Origin of the sequence: Luteimonas terrae, from assembly GCF_031457535.1 — a bacterium.
Taxonomy (GTDB): Bacteria; Pseudomonadota; Gammaproteobacteria; order Xanthomonadales; family Xanthomonadaceae; genus Luteimonas; species Luteimonas terrae_A.
This window is the reverse complement of the sequence record NZ_JAVDWO010000010.1, coordinates 47075-66829: the sequence shown is the minus strand read 5'-3', so window position 1 is coordinate 66829 and position 19755 is coordinate 47075. Positions and strand designations below refer to the sequence as shown.

Here is a 19755-nt window from a genome sequence, read left to right as displayed (position 1 = left end):
GGGGCGGGGCTTGATGAGCGGGCGGAGCGGGATTATCGCATGGGGTCGGCGCGGGACTTCGTGGGCGCCGTGAGGCCGCGAGGTTGCTGACAGTCCCCGGCCGTGTCGACGCCCGAATGCGAGGGCGACCGCGATTTTTCAAGGATCGCGCTTTGCCAGAAATCAAGGTCGATTCGCTTCGTCACGTCTAGGCGGTGCGCGCCGGATGCGCTCCGCCCGATCGTTGCCGTTTCGCCACGTCTCGCAAGGAGAGGCTTTGCAATCCGAAGCGAAAAAAAGCCCGGCAGTTGCCGGGCCTTTCCCTCACAAGTTGGAAGCCGATGTCACTCCCGCTGCCAGACCTGCTCACGGCAGATGAAGGCGACGCAGCCCGACACCCCGATGCGATTCGCGTCGAGCATCTTCGCCTTGGACTTGTACGTCTTGCCGTTGGCCGGATCGAGAATCGTGCCGCCCGACCACTCACTGCCATTCGGCTTAAGATCCCACAGGATCGTCATGCCGGTGATCGGCTGGTTCTGGCGGCTGCCCGTGCACTTGTCGCAGACCGGATTCGGCCCGCGATCGGACTGCAGTACCTGCGCCACACGACCGCTCAGCGTGCCGTTCGCCGCCTGCGAGATCTCGACGATCGACTTCACCCGACCGGTCTCGTCGTCGATGGTTTTCCAGCGGCCGGCTGGCGACTGCGCCGCGACGACCATGGATGCGAGCATCAATGGCATACCCACCACAGCAGTCAACCACATCTTTTCCTTGTTCAACATTCAGACCCCTCCCTCGAAGCTGCGACCAGCACAGGCGCCTGCGCAGATGGCGGAGTTATAGCCGATAAGACAGGTTCTATGAGGGCTTGGCGACTATTGTTCAGCTACTGATGCTGAACATTAGTAGGAACGAATCGGCTTTGTCGCTCGTCGGCTCTGGTCTCGCTTGCAGGACCCTGCGTCTGGGCCTGCGCAGCGTGATGATCGCGCCAAGCAATCCGATGGTGGGACAATGGAACGCTTCCTCGGATCGTCGTTGTTCTTTTTATGACTTATGCACCTGTTCTCGCTCGCGCGGTGCAAAACGCACTCTCGCCACTCCCCCGCATCCGCAACATTCTCGCCATCGGGTCGGGGAAGGGCGGGGTGGGCAAGTCCACGACCGCGGTGAACATCGCGCTCGCGCTCGCGGCCGATGGAGCGCGGGTGGGCGTGCTCGATGCGGACATCTACGGTCCGAGCATCCCGGTGATGCTTGGGTTGTCCGGCAAACCCGACAGCCCTGATGGGAAGTCGATCCTGCCGATGCACGCGCATGGCATTGAAGCGATGTCGATCGGGCTGCTGGTCGATCAGGACACGCCGATGATCTGGCGTGGGCCGATGGCGACCTCGGCGCTGACGCAGTTGCTCAACGACACGCTGTGGGGCGGCGACGAGGCGCTGGACTACCTACTGGTGGATCTGCCGCCGGGCACGGGTGACATCCAGCTCACGCTGGCGCAGAAGATTCCGGTGGCCGGCGCGGTGATCGTGACGACGCCGCAGGACGTGGCGACGCTCGATGCGCGAAAGGCACTGAAGATGTTTGAGAAGGTCGAGGTTGCGGTGCTTGGGCTGGTCGAGAACATGGCCCAGCATGTGTGCTCGAACTGCGGGCATGTCGAACACTTGTTCGGCGACGGCGGTGGCCAGCGCATGGCGACGCAGTACGGCGTACCGCTACTGGGCTCCCTGCCCTTGGAAATCAGCATCCGGGCGCAGGGCGATGCCGGGGTGCCGATCGTCGTCGCGGCGCCCGATTCGGCTGCCGCGCAGGCGTACCGCGCGACGGCGCGGCGGCTGGTGGAAGAACTCGAGAAGCGGCCGCGGGCGCCGATGTCGATTTCCGCGTCGCTCGTCTGACACGGGTCGGGTCGGGTCCCCAGCGGATGACGCGGACGTCCAAGGCGGCGACAATGCGCGCCCAGGCCGCCGCGCCGCAGGAATCCCACGATGAGCATCAAGAGCGACCGCTGGATCCGCCGCATGTCCGAGCAGGGCATGATCGAGCCCTTCGAGCCGGGCCAGGTCAAGCAGGACCCGGCCGGCCAGCGCATCGTCAGCTACGGTACGTCGAGCTATGGCTACGACGTGCGCTGCTCGCGCGAGTTCAAGATCTTCACCAACATCAACTCGACGATCGTCGATCCGAAGCATTTCGACCCCGGCAGCTTCGTCGACATCGAGGCGGACGAGTGCATCATTCCGCCGAATTCGTTCGCGCTGGCGCGCACGGTCGAGTACTTCCGCATCCCGCGCGACACGCTGGTGGTGTGCCTGGGCAAGAGCACGTATGCGCGTTGCGGCATCATCGTCAACGTCACGCCGCTGGAGCCGGAATGGGAAGGCCACGTCACGCTGGAATTCAGCAATACGACGCCGCTGCCGGCGCGCATCTACGCCAACGAAGGCGTCGCGCAGATGCTGTTTTTCCAGTCCGATGCCGATGACGTGTGCGAGACTTCGTACAAGGATCGCGGCGGCAAGTACCAGGGCCAGCGCGGCGTCACGCTTCCGCGAACCTGATCTTTCCCACCATTACGCAAGGACGCTGCGATGCACGATTCCAACCCCTATCAGGCACCGACCGCACAGCTGCATGCCGATGACGTCGAGCAGCTCGCGGAGCGCGGCACGCGCCTGGGCGCGGTGCTGATCGATGGTCTGATCGGGCTGGCCGTCATCACGCCAGTGATGTGGCTCGGCGGCTACTGGAGTGCGGTGATCGAGGCGGCGCAGCGGGGAGAGCAGGTCGGATTGGGCTTGCAGGCGGTGTGGATGTTGATCGGAATGCTGATCTTCGCTGCGATCCACGCCTGGCCGCTGCACGTTGGCGGCCAGACCTGGGGCAAGCGCCTGCTCGGCATCCGCATCGTCACGCTCGATGGCCGGCCGGTGACGGCGCTGCGCGCGATCTTCGCGCGTTATTTCCCGCTGCAGATCGTGGGCGGTATTCCGTGCCTGGGTGCGCTGGTCGTGCTCGGTAGCCTGGGCATGATCTTCCGTCAGGACCGCCGTTGCGGCCACGATTTCGTCGCCGGCACGCGCGTGGTCCGCGCGCGCTGAGCGCGCTGAATCAGCGGGGGAGCGCGGCCTGTAACTGGCTGACCCGCGCGACGAGTTGCTCTGGCGAATAAGGCCGCGCAGCGACCCGGCCCCACACCGGCGCCGGCCAGGCCGGATCGTCCTGTTCGCGGCCGATCACGTGCACATGCAACTGCTCGACCATGTTGCCGAGCGCGGCGATGTTGAGCTTGTAGGGCTGACATACGGTGCGTAGCAGGCGCGCGGCGATGTCGATCTCGTCGGTCAACTGGCGACGCTGATCGGCGTCGAGATCGATCAACTCGCGCGCGTTCGCAATGCGCGGCACCAGCACCAGCCATGGATAGTTGGCGTCGTCCATCAGCCGCAGCTCGCACAGCCTGAGCGTCGCGAGGGGATGGGTGTCGTCGGCGAGCTGCGAATGCAGCGTGTAAGCAGGGGTCATGGCGTCGCATCCTGCCGCAGCGCGGCGTCGAGGAAGGCGAGGGTGGCGCGTCGCGCGGCAGCGGCGCTGGCCGGATGGTAGTGGTCGGGATCGACATCGCGGTTGAAACCGTGTCCGCCGCGATGCACCAGGACTTCCGCGTCGGGCTGGGCCGCGCGGTGACGCGCGATGTCGTCTGGCGAAATGGCGGGGTCGTCCGCGCCGAACTGGAACAGCATCGGCGCCTGCAGCGGTTCGTCGAGAAACGGCACGGTGCGCGCGCCGTAATAGCTGACCGCGGGCAGGCCCAAGCGTGTATTGGCGAGAAAGGCCAGCGTGCCGCCCCAGCAGAAGCCCACCACGCCGGTGCGGCGATGTCCTTCGCCTTGCAGCGCGTCGCGGCAGGCGCGGAGGATGCCGAGTGCGCGCTCCAGTCCCAGCGCGTCGACCAGTTCGCGGCCGCGCGCAAAGCCGTCGGCGTCATAGGCAAGTTCGACATGGCGGGCGACGGGGTCGAACAGTGCCGGCGCGAGCGACAGATAGCCCGCGGCGGCATATCCGTCGGCGACGCTGCGGATATGCGCATTGACGCCGAAGATCTCCTGGATCACGACGACCGCGCCGAGGGCCGCGGCGCCGTGCGGCGGTTCGGCACGCCAGGCGTTCACCGGTCCGGAGGGCGTGGCGAGGACGACATCCCGGCCCATGGCGGATTCCCTGTTCAGGTGGCGACCCGAGTCTAACCGAGGCAGCAATGACGTTTCCGTGCGCCCGGTCCATGGCTGGCCCGGCGCTATACTGCGCAGCCATCGCGCGCGGGCCCCGCGCCGTGCGACCGCGATTCCAGCCGCCCTCGGCGGCCATCTCCAAGCCACGGTTCCCATGTCCGCAGCCAATCCCAAGGTCGGGTTCGTCAGCCTCGGCTGTCCGAAAGCCCTCGTCGATTCCGAACGCATCCTCACCCAGCTCCGCGTCGAGGGCTACGACATCGTCCAGACCTACGACGATGCCGACGTCGTCGTCGTCAACACCTGTGGCTTCATCGATTCGGCGGTCACCGAATCGCTGGACGCGATCGGCGAGGCCATCGCCGAGAACGGTAAGGTCATCGTCACCGGGTGCCTGGGCAAGCGCGAAGATGTGATCCGCGAGGCGCATCCCGGCGTGCTGTCGATCAGCGGCCCGCAGGATTACGGCTCGGTGATGCGCGCGGTGCACTCGGCGGCGCCGCAGACGCACAATCCCTTCCTCGACCTGGTGCCGCGCCGCGCAGCCCTCGACGATATCGGCATCAAGCTCACGCCCAAGCACTACGCGTATCTGAAGATTTCCGAAGGCTGCAACCACCGCTGCAGCTTCTGCATCATTCCGTCGATGCGCGGCGACCTGGTCTCGCGCCCGGTTGACGACGTGCTGCGCGAAGCCGAGAAGCTCGTCCGCGGCGGCGTGCGCGAACTGCTGGTGATCTCGCAGGACACCTCGGCCTACGGCGTCGATGTGCGCTACGCCGAGCGCACCTGGCGCGAGCGCCAATACGCCACGCGCATGAAAGCGCTGTGCGAAGGGCTGTCGGAACTCGGCGTGTGGACGCGCCTGCATTACGTATATCCGTACCCGCACGTCGACGACATCATTCCGCTGATGACCGAGCGCCACGCCGACGGCATGCCGAAGCTGCTGCCGTATCTCGACGTGCCGCTGCAGCACGCCAGCCCGCGCATCCTCAAGTTGATGAAGCGGCCAGGCGCGATCGACAAGACCCGCGAGCGCATCGCGCGCTGGCGCGAGATCTGCCCCGAGCTGACGATCCGCAGCACCTTCATCGTCGGCTTCCCGGGCGAGACCGAGGACGATTTCCAGCAGTTGCTCGATTTCCTCGACGAGGCGCAGCTCGATCGCGTGGGTGCGTTCGCGTATTCGCCCGTCACCGGCGCAACGGCCAATGCGCTGCCCGACGCCGTGCCCGAAGAGGTGAAGCAGGAGCGCCTCGCGCGCTTCATGGAGAAGCAGGCGCAGATCTCGACCGCGCGCCTCGAAGCCAAGGTCGGCACGGTGCAGATGTGCATCGTCGACATGGTCGACGGCGATCTCGCGATCGCCCGCTCGATGGGCGATGCGCCCGAGATCGACGGCGTGGTGCAGATCCAGGATGGCCGCGAGGCCGACCTGCAGCCCGGCGATTTCGTCGATGTCGCGATCATGGGCAGCGACGAGCACGATCTCTACGGCGAGGTCGCCGAGGTGCTGGCGTGATCCGCCGCGCGGTGCTGCTCGCGGCTGGGTTATGCGCGACCGGTGTCGCGCAGGCCGCCGACGGATTGAGCGGGACGTATCAGCCGGCCGGCGAAGGCGGGGCGGCGTTTCCCGACGACGCGCAGCTGGTGGTGCGCGCAGAAGGCCGTGGCTGGCTGGCGATGTTCCGTGGCGAGGGCCTCGCGTTGTTGCCGCTGAGCGCGATGGAACAGCACGGGTTGTTCCCGGGCATCGGGCCGGAAGCGCGTCTGCAGTGCGCGTATTCGCGTGCGTTCCTGTTCTGCCGCGTATCGCCGGGCACCGAGTTTCCGGACAAGAACTTCACGTCGACGACCGGGTATTTCACTGCGTTGTCGGACGACGGGATCTTCGAGATGCGACGCGTCGATTGAGGTAGGTCCGTGGCGATCTTCCGACCGCATGACCGTTTGCGTGTCTGAGTTTTGCTGCACTCGACCCGTCCCGCAGTGTGCGCTCGTACCGTCCGTCGTGCTCGCGGTCAATCCTGTGCTCGGCCGAGCCGCCAGTAGCCCATGCAGGCCACCGCGCGCTTGTCGATGCCCAGCGCGGTGGTGAGGTGTCGGCGCATGGCCATCGCTGCGCCGGATTCACAGGCGATCCAGGCTTGGAAACCGTGGTCGCCCGCTGCGCTGCGCATCCCCAAGATCTCCATGTCCAGATCGATTTCCGCGTGAGCGTCGCTCGCATGTACATCGGGCGAGGGAGCAGCCGGCATCAGCAGGCGCAACGCCGACTGCAGCCGCGCGCCATGCGCGGCGCCACTCGTGGCACGCGGTAGCCAGTGAAGCGCGGCATCGCGGGGCGCGCGCAGTTCGAGGCGGTCGGCGTCTTCCGGAATTTCGAGTAGGGCGACGACGCGCGGTGGATCCGGCTGGGCGGCCAATGCCTCAAGAATGCCGGCGATCGCCGGCAGCGCAGTCTTGTCACCGGCCAGCAGCACCTGTCGTAGGCCGGCAGATGGACGCCATTCGAAGCCGTCCGGCGTGCCGTCGAAGGCCGCATCGGGCGCCAGCATCAGCAGCGGATCGCCGACGTTCGCGCGCGTGGCCCAGGCCGACGCGGGACCACCGTCACCGTGCAGCACGAAGTCCACATCCACCTCGCACTGCGCCGGGCGCAGCGCGCGGATGGTGTAGGTGCGCATAGGCGGTCGCGTTCCGGCGGGCATTTCGCGGTAGCGCGCATACCAGTCGTCGCCATCGGGCAACGCCGGCATCGCGCCGTCCTGGAGGGGAAAGAACAGCTTCACCCGTTGATCGGGCGCGTGCGTGGTCATGGCGGCGACCGAGGTGTCATGCAAGGTGATGCGTACGAAGCTCGGCGAGAGCGCGGTGCGGCGACAGACGTGGAGCGAGAATTTGCGGTACGAGGCGCGGGACATGCAGCGGATCCGGTTCGATGTGGACGGGATGGCTGCGTCGTACGACGTGGCTGGACGGCGATCGAGCGCTGTCGGCCTTGATTCTAGGGGATCGGGATATGCGGGCAACCGAAGCGTTGCCCGGGGGTTGTGTGCATTCGCGATCCCGGGGCAATGGCGAAAGCGACTCAGCGCGTCGCCTCGACCGCGTCTACGTAGTCCCAGGTCGCGACCTCGATCGCGTCGATCGACGCGATCGCCCATGGCAGCAGGCGGCGGCCTTCGTCACCACCGTCGTCGCGCATCGTGCCTGCGGCGTTGTAGTCGACCAGGGCCTGCCACGCCGGCAAGCGAACTTCCACGGTGTCGCGCAGCTGGCGTAGCGCGGCGTCAGCGGCCGGCGTCGAGCCCGGTGCGGCCAGCGCGATATCCGCGCGCGACTGGAAATCGGCGCCGAAATGATGGGTGTCTGTGCGGGCACGCCAGAACGCGCCGAGCCGAAAACGTTCGTCGTCGGCCGCCATCGGTCCGCGCGCGATGCCGGGCGCGGTGCGGGTGATCAGGAAACGCCGCAGGCGATGCGCGAGATCCGCGTGCGCCAGCGTCTTCGCGTCGGGTGCCGGGGGCGTCGCACGGTCCTGCGAGGTCGTCGGCGATGCGTCACGCGTGCATGCGGGCAGGGCGAACAGGGCGGCTGGCAGCAGCAGCGCTGACAGAACGCGCGCAGCGAGGCGAATGTTCAAGCGCCGCCGCCACGCCGGGACAGCAGACGCGCTCACGCCGCGCGATAGTCCACGGCGAGCACCGCGAAGCGCACCAGGCCGCCCGGCAGCTGCGCTTCGAATTCGTCATCGACGCGCTTCTTGAGCATCGCGCGCGCCAGCGGCGAATCGATGCTGATCCAGCCGGCTTTCGCGTCGGTTTCGTCGGGTCCGACGATCCGGTAATGCGCCAGCTCGCCGCTGTCGGTGTCTTCCAGCTCGACATGCGCGCCGAAGAACACGGCCTCGGGATCGCTCGGAGCGGCGTCGATCACGTGCAGCGACTCCAGCCGCTTCGACAGATAGCGCACGCGCCGGTCGATCTCGCCGAGCTGCTTCTTGCGGTAGGTGTACTCGGCGTTCTCGGAGCGGTCGCCTTCGGCCGCCGCGGCCGACAGGGCGCGCACGACCTCGGGCCGGCGCACGCGCCACAGATCGTCGAGTTCAGCCTTCAGGCGCGCATGGCCTTCGGGCGTGATCAGCGCGGTGCTCTTTTCAGCGGGTGGGCGCCAGCGGCTCATCGATTGCTCACTTGAGCCGGATCCCGCCGAGCAGATTGCGCACGATGCGGTTGGTGATCGTGCGCACTGCCTGCTTGCCGGCTGCCTGCACCGCGCCTTGGCGGCGCCCGGTGCCGAACAGGAATTCGTTGATCGAGCGGCCGACGCCGCCTTCGCCCTCGTCGGCCTCGGCTTCGCGTGCGGTCTTCGCCGGCGGTGTCTTGGTCTGCGCGGTCGCATCCTCGGCGCGCTTGGCGAGCAGTTCGGCTGCGGATTCGCGATTGATCGCCGTGTCGTACTTCCCGCCGACCGGGCTGTTCGCGCGCACCTGCGCGCGCTCTTCGGGCGTGATCGCGCCCATGCGGCAGCGCGGCGGCGCGATCAGCGTGCGCTCGACCGGCGTCGGCACGCCCTTGTCCTGCAGCGTGGACACCAGCGCCTCGCCGGTACCGAGTTGCGAGATCGCGCGGGCGACATCAAGCGCAGGATTCGGCACGAAGGTTTCGGCCGCGATGCGCACGGCCTTCTGGTCGCGCGGGGTGAACGCGCGCAGCGCGTGTTGCACGCGGTTGCCGAGCTGGCCGAGCACGTTGTCGGGCACGTCGTCGGGAAACTGCGAGCAGAAGTACACACCCACGCCCTTGGACCGGATCAGGCGCACCACCTGTTCGATACGCTGCTGCAGCGCGGCTGGCGCATCGTTGAACAGCAGATGCGCCTCGTCGAACACGAAGACGAGTTTGGGTTTGTCCAGATCGCCCACTTCCGGCAGCGTCTCGAAGAGTTCCGACAGCAGCCAAAGCAGAAAGCTCGAATACAGCCGCGGGCGCAGGATCAGCTGGTCGGCGGCAAGAATGCCGATGACGCCGCGGCCGTCAGTGGACGTGCGCATCAGATCGTTGAGTTCCAGCGCCGGCTCGCCGAAGAAGTGATCGCCGCCGTCCTGTTCCAGCCGCAGCAGCGAGCGCTGGATCGCGGCCACCGACTGCGGGCTGACCAGACCGTACTGCGTGGCGATGTCCTTGCGCTCGTCGGTCACCACGCCCAGCAGCGCGCGCAGGTCGGCGAGATCGAGCAGCAGCAGGCCGCGGTCGTCGGCGAGCTTGAACACGATGTCGAGCACGCCGGACTGGGTGTCGTTGAGTTCGAGGATGCGCGCCAGCAGCAGTGGGCCGACTTCACTGACCGTCGTACGCACCGGATGGCCGAGCTTGCCGTAGAGGTCCCAGAACACCACCGGACTCGCCGCCGGTGCCCAGTCGGCAACGCCGATCTCGGCCGCGCGTGCGAGCAGCGTGTCGCTCGCCGTTCCCGCGACCGCCAGCCCGGCGACATCGCCCTTGACGTCGGCCATGAACACCGGCACGCCGATGCGCGAGAAGCCCTCGGCCAGCGTCATCAGGGTGACGGTCTTGCCGGTGCCGGTCGCGCCGGCCACGAGACCATGCCGGTTACCGAACTTCGGCTGCAGGTGCACGGGCCCGGCGTCAGGGGTGGTGACAGCCTTGCCGAGCAGGATCGGATCCATCGCGCGGACGCTCCATGAAGTGGATGCCGCGATTCTAGCGACTGCGTCGCGGTTCGCGACGCGCGCCTTGCCCCTCTGCAACAGGCAGGGCTACCCTGCGGGCCCTGTCTGCTGGACCCCCGTCACGATGCGAGATTCCGTTTCCACGACGTTGCGCCTCGGCGCCCTCGCGCTGGCGCTCGCGCTGGCCGGCACGGCCACCGATGCGAACGCGCAGTCGCGCCGCGACCGCGAAGCCGGCGAGGCGCTCAACCAGCGCATGCTCGATGCCGAGGCCCGCTATCGCCAGGCGCTGGTGCAGATCGCCAATGACGACCCGGCCGGCATCAATGCCAGCAACGCCGCGCTGGAGGACATGGAAGACGTGATGCTGGCCTGCGAGAAGCAGCGCGGCTGCAGCGTTCCGCAGCTGCTGACGACCTACAAGCGCCTGCTCAAGGCCGATGCCGATGCCCAGGCCGGGCAGGGCCCGGATGGCACGGATCTCGATGGCCTCGAAGGCACGCTGCCCACCGCCGATGTGCCGGCCGCTGCCAGTGCGTCGGCGCTGCTGGCAGAGGACGAGCGCTTCAAGCGCATGGTCCAGCTCAACCCGGCCGTGCAGGCCTCGATCCGCCGTTGGCTCACCGACATGCGCGTGTCGCTGATGACCAGTCACGAGAACTACCAGTACATGCAGCACCTGATGTCGCCGGCGTTCAAGCGCAGCGGGCTGCCGGAAGCGCTGCTGTTCGGCATCCTCGCCAAGGAATCCAACGGCCGCGTGCATGCGCGTTCGCGCGCCGGCGCTGCAGGTCCGCTGCAGTTCATGCCGGCCACCGGGCGCCGTTTCGGCCTGGGTCCGGACGGCACCGGCTTCGACACGCGCTACGACCCGCGCCTGTCGGCCGATGCCGCGGCGGTGTATCTCAACGAGCGCTTCGCCCAGCACGGCAACGAGATCGAATACTGGTTGGCCGGCTACAACGGCGGCGAAGGCCGGGCGTTGCGGATCTACCGCGAGGCCAACGGCCGCAGCTTCTGGGACCCCGGCGTCTACAACCAGTTCCCGGCCGAAACCAAGGACTACGTGCCGATGGTCATCGCCGCGGCCTGGCTGTACCTGCATCCGGAGGAATACGGCCTGACGTTCCCCAAGATCGACACGCGCCCGGCAACCTTCACCCTCGAACGCCCGGCGTCGATCTACGAGCTGACGATCTGCATGGGCAACGGCACCACCCGCGACGGTTACATGCGCGCGCTGCGCAACCTCAACCCGAGCTACGAGGCCGACAGCCTGCTGCCGGTCGGCACCACGCTCGCCGGCACCACGCGCATGGCCAGCCTGTACAAGCGCTGGTGCGTGCGCGGCGACCGCGCCGATCTCGCAGCCGAGCTGGTCAACAGCGATCCGCGCGCGGCGATCGTACGCACAGGTGCGATCGAAGTGCTGTCGACCGATGGCGATCCGCCGCCGGCCGCGGTACCGCCGTCCGCTGCCGCGCCGCGTCCGCCGGAGGCTGCGCCAGCACCGGCACGTACGCATCGCGTTGCACGTGGCGAAACGCTGGGCAGCATCGCCCAGCGCTATGGCTGCGACGTGACCGCGCTGGCCCAGGCTAACAACCTGCGCGCGCCGGCCTACGCACTCCGCCAGGGACAGGCGTTGACGCTGGCCGGCTGCACGCGATAGCGCGGACAGCGGCTCGGCGGCTCGGCGGCGTATCAGGGGATGGCGGGAAGCGTCTCTTCGTCCATGGCGGCATCGGTATCGGCGCCGCCGCGCCACCGATGCCAGCGTTCCGCCAGTGATGCACGCATGTCGGCGGGGGCGCTGGTCAAGCGGCGCCAGCCGTTGTCCTCGACGAAGCCAATGAGTCTGCGCAGGTTGTCCGGGCCATACTGACGCAGTGCCATCCAGGTCATGCGCAGCATCAGCTTTCCCGCCGATTCGTCGAGATTGCCGGCACGTAGTTCGACAGTGGCGATGAACGCGGCGAGTTCCGTTCTCACCTCTTCGGGGACGTGCGGGTTCTCGCTGACCCGCTTGATCCGGCGCAGGCCGTCGCGGGTGCGTCCTTCATGGATGTCCAGGCACGCGTGGCCAAGATCACCCAGCCACGGCGTGCCGATCAACGCGCCCAGTCCCTCCACATGCAGCACCACGCGATCCCATTTCTTGTCCATCACGCCGGTATAGATCAGCACCAGGTGCAGCGCGGCCAGTTGGGTGATGGCATCCGTCTTCTCCGCATCGAGCGTGGCGGGGTCGAGTTGGCTGTCGGCCTGTGCCAGGTCGTGCCAGCCGCGGCGCTGGTAGGTCACGATGCGTAGCGACTGCGCGGCATGACGCGAGAAGGCGTCACAGTCGTGGCGGTCGATCAGATCGGCCTCGGCGATGGTCAGTATCTGCTTGTCGGCGGCCAGCGCGGCATAGGCCATCAGGACGCGCGCGGTACACAGATCCGCGGGGGTGAAGGGCGGAGTGGGTTTTCCGGCGACTTCCGAGGTTCTGCGGTAGGCCTCGACAGCGGTCGGCAGGCCGGGGCCGGACAGCTGTTGATAGCGCTGGTAGGTGAAGCCGGCGCGCAGTTTGGCCAGTTGTTCGGCTTCGCTCTTGCTGGCGCAGCCGCTCAGTGCGACCAGTGCGCCGACCAGGCAGGACAGCGCAGTGGGTCGCCAGCGGCGCGGATGGGCGGCTCCCCGGTCGGGGAGCGGGAGGATGGCGTCGGTCCGTGACACGGTGCGGCCCCTGCTGTCCGGGCGATCAGCTCGCGATATCGGCGGTGTTCCGGGTCGCCAGCCGCTGGCCCAGCCTCACCGGAGATTCGGCATGCAGGGTCGGTTCCAGATCCGCAGCGCCTCTGGGCAGCAGCACGATCACCGTGGAACCGTAATTGAAGCGCGCCATTTCCTCGAAGCGCTGCAGGGTGATGCCCTTGCCGCGCCAGTCCTTGCGCTGGATGCGGTCGCCGTAGGCGGGAATCTCCTCGCCACTCCAGACCGTTTCCACGCCCGAGACCAGCAGCGCGCCCACCATCACCTGGACCATCGGCCCGAAGTCGGTGTCGAAGTGGCAGACCAGGCGCTCGTTGCGGGCGAACAGGCGCGGCACCTTCGACACCGCGGCGGTGCCCACGCTGAAGAGCCGGCCGGGCACGTGCACGGTTTCACGCAAGGTGCCGGTCCAGGGCATGTGCACGCGGTGATAGTCGCGCGGCGACAAATAGACCGTGGCGAAACTGCCGTCGAGGAACGGCGCGGCATCGGCCGCGTCGCCCAGCAGTTCGGCGACGGTGAATGACTGGCCCTTGGCCTGGAAGATGCGCCCGGCCTCGATCGGGCCGCACTGGCTGATATGGCCGTCGGCCGGCATCACCAGCGCACGCGGGTCCGGATCCGGCACACGCACGCCTTCGCGCAGGGCGCGGGTGAAGAACGCATTGAAGCTGGCGTAGGACGCCGGATCGGGATTCGCCGCTTCCGACAGGTCCACGCCGAACTTGCGCACGACGGTGTCGATCAGCCAGCGGCGCGTGCCGGGGTTCTGCGAGTACGCCAGACGCCGCGCCAGCGATGAGAGGTAGCGGTGCGGCAGGGCATAGGTCAGCGACGTGACAAGGCTCATGGGCGGTACTCGGCGGTCAGGCGCAGCAGATCGGCGGCCACGGCGTCGGGGCGCGGTGTTTCGGCATTCAACACGCTGCCCGAAACCACGCCGGCCATGCGTCCCTGCGGATCGAGCACGGCCAGTGATGCGCTGTGGTCGATGGTGTAGGCGCCGTCCGGCGCGTCGGTGTCCAGCGGCACCTTGGCGAACACCATCGACAGCGCACGCGCGAAGCGTTCCAGCGACGGGATGTCGGCGGTCGCGGCCAGCGTGTCGCGGTGGAAGGCGTGCGCGTAATCGCCCAGACGCTCGGGGGTGTCGCGCTCGGGATCGACCGACACGAACAGCACGCGCGGGCGCGTCGATTCGGGCAGCGCTTCCCATTGCCGCTGGGCCTGGGCGAGATGGGTCAGCGTCATCGGGCAGACGTCGGGGCAGTGGGTGAAGCCGATGAACACCAGTGTCCAGTGGCCGGCGAGTTCGCCGGGCAGCAGCTGGGTGCCGTCGGACTGCTGCAGCGCGAAGTCGGGCAGGGCACGCGGCTGGGGATACAACTGCACGACCTCGAGCGCCGGCGCGGCCGCGCTGCCGCTCGAGGCGAAATACTTCTGCGCAGCGAGCAGGCCGAGACCGCCGGCCAGCGCGACGCAGAGGATGACGAGGGTGGTCCTGTTGAACATCGGAAAGTCCGGATCGAGCGCCGGTCATGATAACCGGGGCATCGTCGGGGGCCGCGGCGGCCCGGTGACCTATAATCCGCGGCCATCACGCCGTCCCCGAGCTCCGCGCACCATGACCGAAGAACTGCAGACGATCGTCGACCTGATCCGCTACGGCGCCAGCCGCTTCAATGCCGCCGGGTTGACCTTCGGTCACAGCTACGACAACGCGATCGACGAGGCCACCCAGCTCACCCTGCATGCGCTGCATCTGCCGCATGACCTGAGCCCGGTCTATGGCCAGTCGCGGGTCACGCTGTCGGAAAAGGAAGACGTGCTGGGCCTGTTCCTGCGCCGCATCGAAGAGCGCGTGCCGGCCGCCTACCTGACCGGTGAAGCCTGGTTCGCCGGCCTGAGCTTCAAGTCCGATGCGCGCGCGCTGGTGCCGCGCTCGCCGATCGCCGAACTGATCCTCTCGGGATTCGAGCCCTGGCTCGGTGGCCGCGAGGTGCGGCGCGCGCTGGACCTGTGCACCGGCTCGGGTTGCATCGCGATCGCGATGGCGCATCACAACCCGGACTGGCACGTCGACGGCATCGACCTCAGCGACGACGCCCTGACGCTGGCCGCCGAGAACGAGCAGCGGCTCGAGGTGCGCAATACGCGTTTCCTCAAGTCCGACCTCTTCGACGGCCTGCAGGGCGAGCATTACGACCTGATCGTCACCAATCCGCCGTACGTCACCAATGACGAGACCGACGCGCTGCCGCAGGAATACGGCTACGAGCCCGAGATGGGCCTGCGCGCCGGTCATGACGGCCTGGACCTCGTGCTGAAGATCCTGCGCGACGCGCCGCTGCACCTGACCGAGGACGGCCTGCTGATCTGCGAAGTCGGCGAATCCGAGCAGCACCTGGTCAAGCTGCTGCCCGAACTGCCGCTGATGTGGATCGAGTTCCAGGTCGGCCAGATGGGCATCTTCGTCGTCGAACGCCACGACCTGGTCGCGCACAGCGCGCGCATCACCCAGCTGGCTGCGGCGCGCGAGGGGAAAGCGTCGGCTGCGGTTGCGGCGACGGGAAGCGCGGGTGCGGGGTTGTTCTGAGCGGTCTCAGAGAACGGTTTCGTCAACGGGAGGATTGGGAGCTTGTGGCAAGACGAGACTTTCCATTTTCGAAGTTCCAGGTTGCTATTTCGATAGCAGGATTTCTGTCCCCGAGGGCTTGAACGTGCTGTCTTATCCAACCTGTTGATCAAGCCGGAAAACGGCTAGAACGCTGGAACGTAGTTGGATCGATCGTTATCCCGCTCCCTTCCGGGCGTGTAGGTGGAACTCGTTGTACTTGAACACACGTCCGCACCAGCGGGGAAATGGGAATGAATATGAACGCTCTACTGCAAGGCTGTTCCTGCGGGCGATATCAGAAAGCGCTTGGAAATCCATAAAGTTCAGGTGAGTGGGGTCTGATCTGTAGCCCCATTCCTGCGGCGTTACCATGTGAACGGCGCCGCCCGCTCGCAGGAATGGCAGATAAGTCTGGAGGATCGTATCGATGGTGTCCGCGTCTACGTGTTCGGCAACATGCGCGAGCAGCAGCGCATCGAAGCGGTCAGGCGTCGCATCTTTACTCTGCAGGAACTCGTCCGAGGTATATGCGATGCAGCCGACGCCTCTTGCGTGCCGCACGAATTCCGGATTGTGATCAACGCCGACGCTGTCGTCGGGGAGGGCGGTGAGCAGTCGTCCCAGTCCGCAACCAATGTCGAGAGTTCGACCAAGCTTGAGCCTGCGCAGATCGAAGCGAAACGGTGCTTGGACAGGGAGAAGACGTTTCCACCAGATGGTCTGCAGATCAAGTAGTCGGTCGTGATAAACCTCGGTGCTTGTGGTTGCGCCCTTTTCGTCCGGGCGTAGTTGTTCGTGCATGTGTGGTCTCCCGGGGCGACAGGCGTCATTAAGGGGCTTGCGGAGAGTTCAGTCAAAGGTGACTCGAGCCAATTGGGCCTTGAATTAGATTTTGTCCCCAACTGATGCCTAGGGTAGGGACGACCTGATCGCCGCGAACACCACCTCATCTAATCTCGCGAAGAGTGCTCGTCCCCTCTACGACGCGGTCGCTAGCGGGAAGGTGAGCCCAACGGTGTTTCGTTCTTGAACTAGGCGCCGAAGCGAACGGTTCGCCCGGAAACCATGCGTCCACGCGCGGCCCGGTCGCGTTAAGCTTGCCGGCCCGCGTTTTCGTGCCGCGTCGCTTCGACGCCCGCCCATGTCCAGCAACAGCTTCGGCCAACTGTTCACCGTCACGACTTTCGGCGAAAGCCACGGGCCGGCGATCGGCTGCGTGGTCGATGGATGTCCGCCGGGTATCGCGCTCACGTTCGAGGATTTCGCCGAGGATCTCGCGCGGCGCGCGACCGGCAAGACCCGGCACACCTCGGCGCGGCGCGAAACCGATGAGGTCGAAATCCTCAGCGGCGTCTATGAGGGCCTGACCACCGGCACGCCGATCGCGCTGCTGATCCGCAACACCGATGCGCGCAGCAAGGACTACGGCAACATCGCCCAGCAGTTCCGGCCCGGGCATGCGGATTACGCTTACTGGCAGAAGTACGGCATCCGCGATCCGCGCGGCGGCGGTCGCTCGTCGGCACGCGAGACCACGATGCGGGTCGCCGCAGCGGTGATTGCCAAGAAGTGGTTGAACGATCGCTATGGCGTGCGCGTGCACGGCTATCTGTCGCAGCTCGGCGACATCGTGCCGGCGCGGTTCGACGGTGCGGCGATCGACTGGGAGGTGGTCGAATCGAATCCGTTCTTCTGGCCGGATGCCGCGCAGGTGCCGGCGCTCGAAACCTATATGGACGCGCTGCGCAAGTCCGGCGATTCCGTCGGTGCGCGCGTGACCGCCGTGGCCGACGGCGTGCCGCCGGGCTGGGGCGAACCGGTCTACGGCAAGCTCGACGGCGATCTGGCCGCGGCGATGATGTCGATCAATGCGGTCAAGGGTGTCGAGATCGGCGCCGGCTTCGCGTCGATTCCGCAGAAGGGCAGTGAACACCGTGACCTGATGACGCCGCAAGGCTTTGCGTCCAACCACGCCGGCGGCGTGCTCGGCGGCATCAGCACCGGCCAGCAGATCGTGGTGTCGACGGCGTTCAAGCCGACCTCCAGCCTGCGCCTGCCGGCCGACGGTCTGGACACCGCCGGCAATACGGTCGAAGTGATCACCACCGGGCGCCACGATCCCTGCGTGGGCATTCGCGCGACGCCGATCTGCGAGGCGATGCTGGCGCTGGTGCTGATGGACCAGGCGCTGCGCCATCGCGCGCAGTGTGGCGATGTCGGCACGGTGGCGCCGCGGATTCCGGGGCGCATTGATGGCTGAGTCGCGCCCGAAGGTCTGGGTGTCGCAGCCGCTGTTCGACGACATCGTCGAGCGCCTGCACGCGCACTTCGACGTTGTGCAGGTACCGGACGTCAGCGAACACGACGCGGCCGCGATCGCTGCCGCATTGCGCGAAGTCGACGGCGCACTGGTAACGCTCAACGAGCGCATCGGCCGAGACGAGATCGCGGATGCAGCAAAGCTGCGCGCGATCGCCAACGTCGGCGTCGGCTACAACAATCTCGATATCGATGCGCTGCAGGCGCGCGGCATCGTCGCGACCAACACGCCCGACGTGCTGACCGAAACGACGGCCGATTTCGGCTTCGCGCTGATGATGGCCGCCGCGCGCCGCGTCACCGAGGCCGAGCGCCATCTGCGCGCGGGCCAGTGGCAGGGCTGGAACTTCAAAGGCTTGCTCGGCGCCGATCTGCACGGCAGCACGCTGGGCATCCTCGGCATGGGCCGGATCGGGCAGGGCATCGCGAAGCGTGCGTCCGGCTTCGACATGCGCGTGCTGTATCACAACCGCAGCCGCCTGCCGGCCGAGGTCGAGCGCGCCTTCAATGCGACGTATGTCGACTTCGACACGCTGCTCGCGCAGGCCGATCATCTGGTGCTGGTGCTGCCGTACTCGGCCGCGAGCCACCACATCGTCGACGCTGCCGCGCTGGCGAAGATGCAGCCGACCGCGACGCTGACCAATATCGCGCGTGGCGGCATCGTCGACGAAGCCGCGCTGGCCGATGCGCTCGCAAACGGTCGACTCGCTTCGGCCGCGCTCGACGTGTTCGAGGGCGAGCCCGCGGTCGATCCATGCCTGCTCGCACTCGACAACATCGTGCTGACCCCGCACATCGCCAGCGGCAGCCTCGCCACGCGCCGGGCGATGGTCGCGCTCGCGGTCGACAACCTGATCGCCGCGCTCGGCGTGGGCCCGGATGCCGGTCGTCCCCCGAGCCCGATCGCGCCGGCGAAACAGGACGACAACGACGCGAAACGTCCGGGAACCGCCTGAGCATCAGGGGCGGGCGGTTCCCCGAAGCCGAAACAGTGCAGTGCCCGCGCGCCACGCGCGACCGACTCCCAGAATCCTTTTCGAGACGTATTGAATGTCCAGTCCCCAGAACCGCCGTTTCCGCGTCGCCGTCGTCGGTGCCACCGGCGCCGTCGGCGAGACCATGCTGTCGATCCTCGCCGAGCGTGATTTCCCCGTGTCCGAGCTCGTGCCGCTCGCCAGCGCGCGCTCGGCCGGCAGCACCGTGAAGTTCGGCGACGACGATATCGTCGTGCAGGATCTCGCCACCTTCGATCCCACCGGCATCGACATCGCGCTGTTCTCCGCCGGTGGCGACACCAGCAAGGAATACGCGCCGAAGTTCGCCGCGGCCGGCGCGGTCGTCATCGACAACAGCTCGGCGTTCCGCTACGACGATGACGTGCCGCTGGTGATCAGCGAGGTCAATCCGGAGGCGGCGCGCAACCGCCCGCGCGGCATCATCGCCAATCCCAACTGCTCGACGATGCAGATGCTGGTCGCGCTCGCGCCGCTGCACCGCCGTGCCGGCATCGTGCGCATCAACGTCTCGACCTACCAGTCGGTCTCGGGCGCAGGACGCTCTGCGATGGAGGAGCTCGGCCGCCAGACCGGCGACCTGCTGAATTTCCGCGGCATCGATCCGCAGAAGTTCCCGGTGCAGATCGCGTTCAACCTGATCCCGCAGATCGACGCCTTCCTCGAGAACGGCTTCACCAAGGAAGAGATGAAGCTGGTCTGGGAGACGCACAAGATCCTCGGCGACGACAGCATCCTGGTGAACCCGACCGCGGTGCGCGTGCCGGTGTTCTATGGCCATTCGGAGTCGGTCGCGGTCGAACTGCGTGAGCGCATCAGCGTCGACGAGGCGCGTGCGCTGCTGGCGGCCGCGCCGGGCGTGGAAGTCGTCGACGAGCGCGTGGCCGGCGGGTATCCGACCCCGGTCACCCATGCGTCGGGCCGCGATCCGGTGTTCGTCGGCCGCATCCGCGAGGATCTCTCGCACCCGAACGGCCTGAACCTGTGGATCGTCGCCGACAACATCCGCAAGGGCGCCGCGCTCAATGCGGTGCAGGTCGCCGAGCTGGTCGCGGCCGAAGGCTGATTCCGCGCCATCTGGCGTCGCAGCCACGGCTGCGGCGCCTTGCGTGGAGTCTCGCG

The 19755-nt window shown here is 67.2% G+C and carries 21 protein-coding genes; 10 read left to right on the top strand and 11 right to left on the bottom strand.

The genetic code is table 11. From position 1 onward, the window contains the following. Positions 1–323: 323 nt before the first annotated feature. Positions 324–767, bottom strand: a complete 444-nt coding sequence (locus tag J2W68_RS12615; RefSeq protein WP_310236410.1) for a DUF2147 domain-containing protein — start codon at positions 765–767, stop codon at positions 324–326. A gap of 267 nt (positions 768–1034) precedes the next feature. Here J2W68_RS12615 and apbC point away from each other — a divergent pair, with 267 nt between their 5' ends. From apbC to J2W68_RS12600, 3 genes are all read left to right on the top strand, one after another. Beyond that, positions 1035–1892, top strand: a complete 858-nt coding sequence (gene apbC, locus J2W68_RS12610) for an iron-sulfur cluster carrier protein ApbC (protein WP_310236408.1) — start codon at positions 1035–1037, stop codon at positions 1890–1892. Positions 1893–1982: 90 nt separating this feature from the next. After that, a complete protein-coding gene (gene dcd, locus J2W68_RS12605) occupies positions 1983–2555 on the top strand; it encodes a dCTP deaminase (RefSeq protein WP_232117224.1) in 573 nt (190 codons plus the stop codon). A 30-nt stretch (positions 2556–2585) separates the two neighbouring features. Continuing rightward, on the top strand, positions 2586–3095 hold the full coding sequence (locus tag J2W68_RS12600; RefSeq protein ID WP_310236406.1) for an RDD family protein: 510 nt from the start codon (positions 2586–2588) through the stop codon (positions 3093–3095). A 10-nt stretch (positions 3096–3105) separates the two neighbouring features. On the opposite strand, the gene J2W68_RS12595 is transcribed toward J2W68_RS12600, so the two are convergent. Both J2W68_RS12595 and J2W68_RS12590 read right to left on the bottom strand, forming a co-directional pair. Continuing rightward, on the bottom strand, positions 3106–3519 hold the full coding sequence (locus J2W68_RS12595) for an HIT family protein (protein WP_310236405.1): 414 nt from the start codon (positions 3517–3519) through the stop codon (positions 3106–3108). Next, positions 3516–4205 carry a dienelactone hydrolase family protein gene (locus J2W68_RS12590; protein ID WP_310236403.1) on the bottom strand — a complete coding sequence of 230 codons (690 nt, stop codon included), beginning with the start codon at positions 4203–4205 and terminating at the stop codon, positions 3516–3518. Before J2W68_RS12590 ends, J2W68_RS12595 begins: the two co-directional genes overlap by 4 nt. Positions 4206–4380: 175 nt before the next feature. Between J2W68_RS12590 and rimO the strand changes: the two genes are divergently transcribed. Further along, positions 4381–5751 carry a 30S ribosomal protein S12 methylthiotransferase RimO gene (gene rimO / locus J2W68_RS12585; RefSeq protein ID WP_310236402.1) on the top strand — a complete coding sequence of 457 codons (1371 nt, stop codon included), beginning with the start codon at positions 4381–4383 and terminating at the stop codon, positions 5749–5751. Further along, complete coding sequence (locus tag J2W68_RS12580; protein WP_310236400.1) at positions 5748–6143, top strand: hypothetical protein; 396 nt, start codon at positions 5748–5750, stop codon at positions 6141–6143. The genes rimO and J2W68_RS12580 overlap by 4 nt, the downstream gene beginning before the upstream one ends. A 107-nt stretch (positions 6144–6250) precedes the next feature. Here J2W68_RS12580 and J2W68_RS12575 read toward each other — a convergent pair whose 3' ends face one another. From J2W68_RS12575 to J2W68_RS12560, 4 genes are all read right to left on the bottom strand, one after another. Next, positions 6251–7153, bottom strand: coding sequence for a siderophore-interacting protein (locus J2W68_RS12575; RefSeq protein ID WP_310236398.1), 903 nt, complete (start codon positions 7151–7153; stop codon positions 6251–6253). 167 nt (positions 7154–7320) lie between these two features. Then, on the bottom strand, positions 7321–7875 hold the full coding sequence (locus J2W68_RS12570; protein WP_310236397.1) for a hypothetical protein: 555 nt from the start codon (positions 7873–7875) through the stop codon (positions 7321–7323). A 32-nt stretch (positions 7876–7907) separates the two neighbouring features. Next, positions 7908–8414: a transcription elongation factor GreB gene (greB, locus tag J2W68_RS12565; RefSeq protein WP_310236396.1), complete on the bottom strand. Its 507-nt coding sequence runs from the start codon at positions 8412–8414 to the stop codon at positions 7908–7910. 7 nt (positions 8415–8421) lie between these two features. Beyond that, a complete protein-coding gene (locus J2W68_RS12560) occupies positions 8422–9921 on the bottom strand; it encodes a helicase HerA-like domain-containing protein (protein ID WP_310236394.1) in 1500 nt (499 codons plus the stop codon). Between the two features lie 127 nt (positions 9922–10048). Here J2W68_RS12560 and J2W68_RS12555 point away from each other — a divergent pair, with 127 nt between their 5' ends. Then, positions 10049–11596, top strand: coding sequence for a transglycosylase SLT domain-containing protein (locus tag J2W68_RS12555; RefSeq protein WP_310236392.1), 1548 nt, complete (start codon positions 10049–10051; stop codon positions 11594–11596). 32 nt (positions 11597–11628) lie between these two features. Here the strand turns inward: J2W68_RS12555 and J2W68_RS12550 are convergent, their stop codons facing one another. Genes J2W68_RS12550 through J2W68_RS12540 form a run of 3 tightly spaced genes read right to left on the bottom strand, consistent with a single transcriptional unit; the run spans position 11629 to position 14193 of the window. Next, complete coding sequence (locus J2W68_RS12550) at positions 11629–12645, bottom strand: hypothetical protein (RefSeq protein WP_310236390.1); 1017 nt, start codon at positions 12643–12645, stop codon at positions 11629–11631. Between the two features lie 25 nt (positions 12646–12670). Continuing rightward, positions 12671–13531, bottom strand: coding sequence for an archaetidylserine decarboxylase (asd, locus tag J2W68_RS12545; protein ID WP_310236388.1), 861 nt, complete (start codon positions 13529–13531; stop codon positions 12671–12673). Then, a complete protein-coding gene (locus J2W68_RS12540; protein ID WP_310236386.1) occupies positions 13528–14193 on the bottom strand; it encodes an SCO family protein in 666 nt (221 codons plus the stop codon). The genes asd and J2W68_RS12540 overlap by 4 nt, the downstream gene beginning before the upstream one ends. 112 nt (positions 14194–14305) lie before the next feature. On the opposite strand from J2W68_RS12540, the gene prmB reads away from it, so the two are divergent. Next, positions 14306–15277, top strand: coding sequence for a 50S ribosomal protein L3 N(5)-glutamine methyltransferase (gene prmB / locus J2W68_RS12535; RefSeq protein WP_310236384.1), 972 nt, complete (start codon positions 14306–14308; stop codon positions 15275–15277). A gap of 195 nt (positions 15278–15472) precedes the next feature. On the opposite strand, the gene J2W68_RS12530 is transcribed toward prmB, so the two are convergent. Further along, entirely contained in the window at positions 15473–16099 is a 627-nt protein-coding gene (locus J2W68_RS12530) for a class I SAM-dependent methyltransferase (RefSeq protein ID WP_310236382.1), read from the bottom strand. Between the two features lie 340 nt (positions 16100–16439). Here J2W68_RS12530 and aroC point away from each other — a divergent pair, with 340 nt between their 5' ends. The 3 genes from aroC (at position 16440) to J2W68_RS12515 (ending at position 19699) form a co-directional block, all read left to right on the top strand. Further along, positions 16440–17558 (top strand): chorismate synthase, encoded by a 1119-nt coding sequence (gene aroC, locus J2W68_RS12525; protein ID WP_310236381.1) that lies wholly within the window; start codon positions 16440–16442, stop codon positions 17556–17558. Further along, positions 17551–18576 (top strand): 2-hydroxyacid dehydrogenase, encoded by a 1026-nt coding sequence (locus J2W68_RS12520; protein WP_310236379.1) that lies wholly within the window; start codon positions 17551–17553, stop codon positions 18574–18576. Before aroC ends, J2W68_RS12520 begins: the two co-directional genes overlap by 8 nt. A gap of 94 nt (positions 18577–18670) precedes the next feature. Next, positions 18671–19699 carry an aspartate-semialdehyde dehydrogenase gene (locus J2W68_RS12515; RefSeq protein ID WP_310236377.1) on the top strand — a complete coding sequence of 343 codons (1029 nt, stop codon included), beginning with the start codon at positions 18671–18673 and terminating at the stop codon, positions 19697–19699. Positions 19700–19755: the final 56 nt, after the last annotated feature.

Excerpts from the sequence above, each read along its gene's own strand:
- J2W68_RS12615 (WP_310236410.1), bottom strand. The coding sequence starts at position 767 with ATGTTGAACAAGGAAAAGATGTGGTTGACTGCTGTGGTGGGTATGCCA.
- apbC (WP_310236408.1), top strand. The coding sequence starts at position 1,035 with ATGACTTATGCACCTGTTCTCGCTCGCGCGGTGCAAAACGCACTCTCG.
- dcd (WP_232117224.1), top strand. The coding sequence starts at position 1,983 with ATGAGCATCAAGAGCGACCGCTGGATCCGCCGCATGTCCGAGCAGGGC.
- J2W68_RS12600 (WP_310236406.1), top strand. The coding sequence starts at position 2,586 with ATGCACGATTCCAACCCCTATCAGGCACCGACCGCACAGCTGCATGCC.
- J2W68_RS12595 (WP_310236405.1), bottom strand. The coding sequence starts at position 3,519 with ATGACCCCTGCTTACACGCTGCATTCGCAGCTCGCCGACGACACCCAT.
- J2W68_RS12590 (WP_310236403.1), bottom strand. The coding sequence starts at position 4,205 with ATGGGCCGGGATGTCGTCCTCGCCACGCCCTCCGGACCGGTGAACGCC.
- rimO (WP_310236402.1), top strand. The coding sequence starts at position 4,381 with ATGTCCGCAGCCAATCCCAAGGTCGGGTTCGTCAGCCTCGGCTGTCCG.
- J2W68_RS12575 (WP_310236398.1), bottom strand. The coding sequence starts at position 7,153 with ATGTCCCGCGCCTCGTACCGCAAATTCTCGCTCCACGTCTGTCGCCGC.
- greB (WP_310236396.1), bottom strand. The coding sequence starts at position 8,414 with ATGAGCCGCTGGCGCCCACCCGCTGAAAAGAGCACCGCGCTGATCACG.
- J2W68_RS12560 (WP_310236394.1), bottom strand. The coding sequence starts at position 9,921 with ATGGATCCGATCCTGCTCGGCAAGGCTGTCACCACCCCTGACGCCGGG.
- J2W68_RS12555 (WP_310236392.1), top strand. The coding sequence starts at position 10,049 with ATGCGAGATTCCGTTTCCACGACGTTGCGCCTCGGCGCCCTCGCGCTG.
- asd (WP_310236388.1), bottom strand. The coding sequence starts at position 13,531 with ATGAGCCTTGTCACGTCGCTGACCTATGCCCTGCCGCACCGCTACCTC.
- J2W68_RS12540 (WP_310236386.1), bottom strand. The coding sequence starts at position 14,193 with ATGTTCAACAGGACCACCCTCGTCATCCTCTGCGTCGCGCTGGCCGGC.
- prmB (WP_310236384.1), top strand. The coding sequence starts at position 14,306 with ATGACCGAAGAACTGCAGACGATCGTCGACCTGATCCGCTACGGCGCC.
- J2W68_RS12530 (WP_310236382.1), bottom strand. The coding sequence starts at position 16,099 with ATGCACGAACAACTACGCCCGGACGAAAAGGGCGCAACCACAAGCACC.
- aroC (WP_310236381.1), top strand. The coding sequence starts at position 16,440 with ATGTCCAGCAACAGCTTCGGCCAACTGTTCACCGTCACGACTTTCGGC.
- J2W68_RS12520 (WP_310236379.1), top strand. The coding sequence starts at position 17,551 with ATGGCTGAGTCGCGCCCGAAGGTCTGGGTGTCGCAGCCGCTGTTCGAC.
- J2W68_RS12515 (WP_310236377.1), top strand. The coding sequence starts at position 18,671 with ATGTCCAGTCCCCAGAACCGCCGTTTCCGCGTCGCCGTCGTCGGTGCC.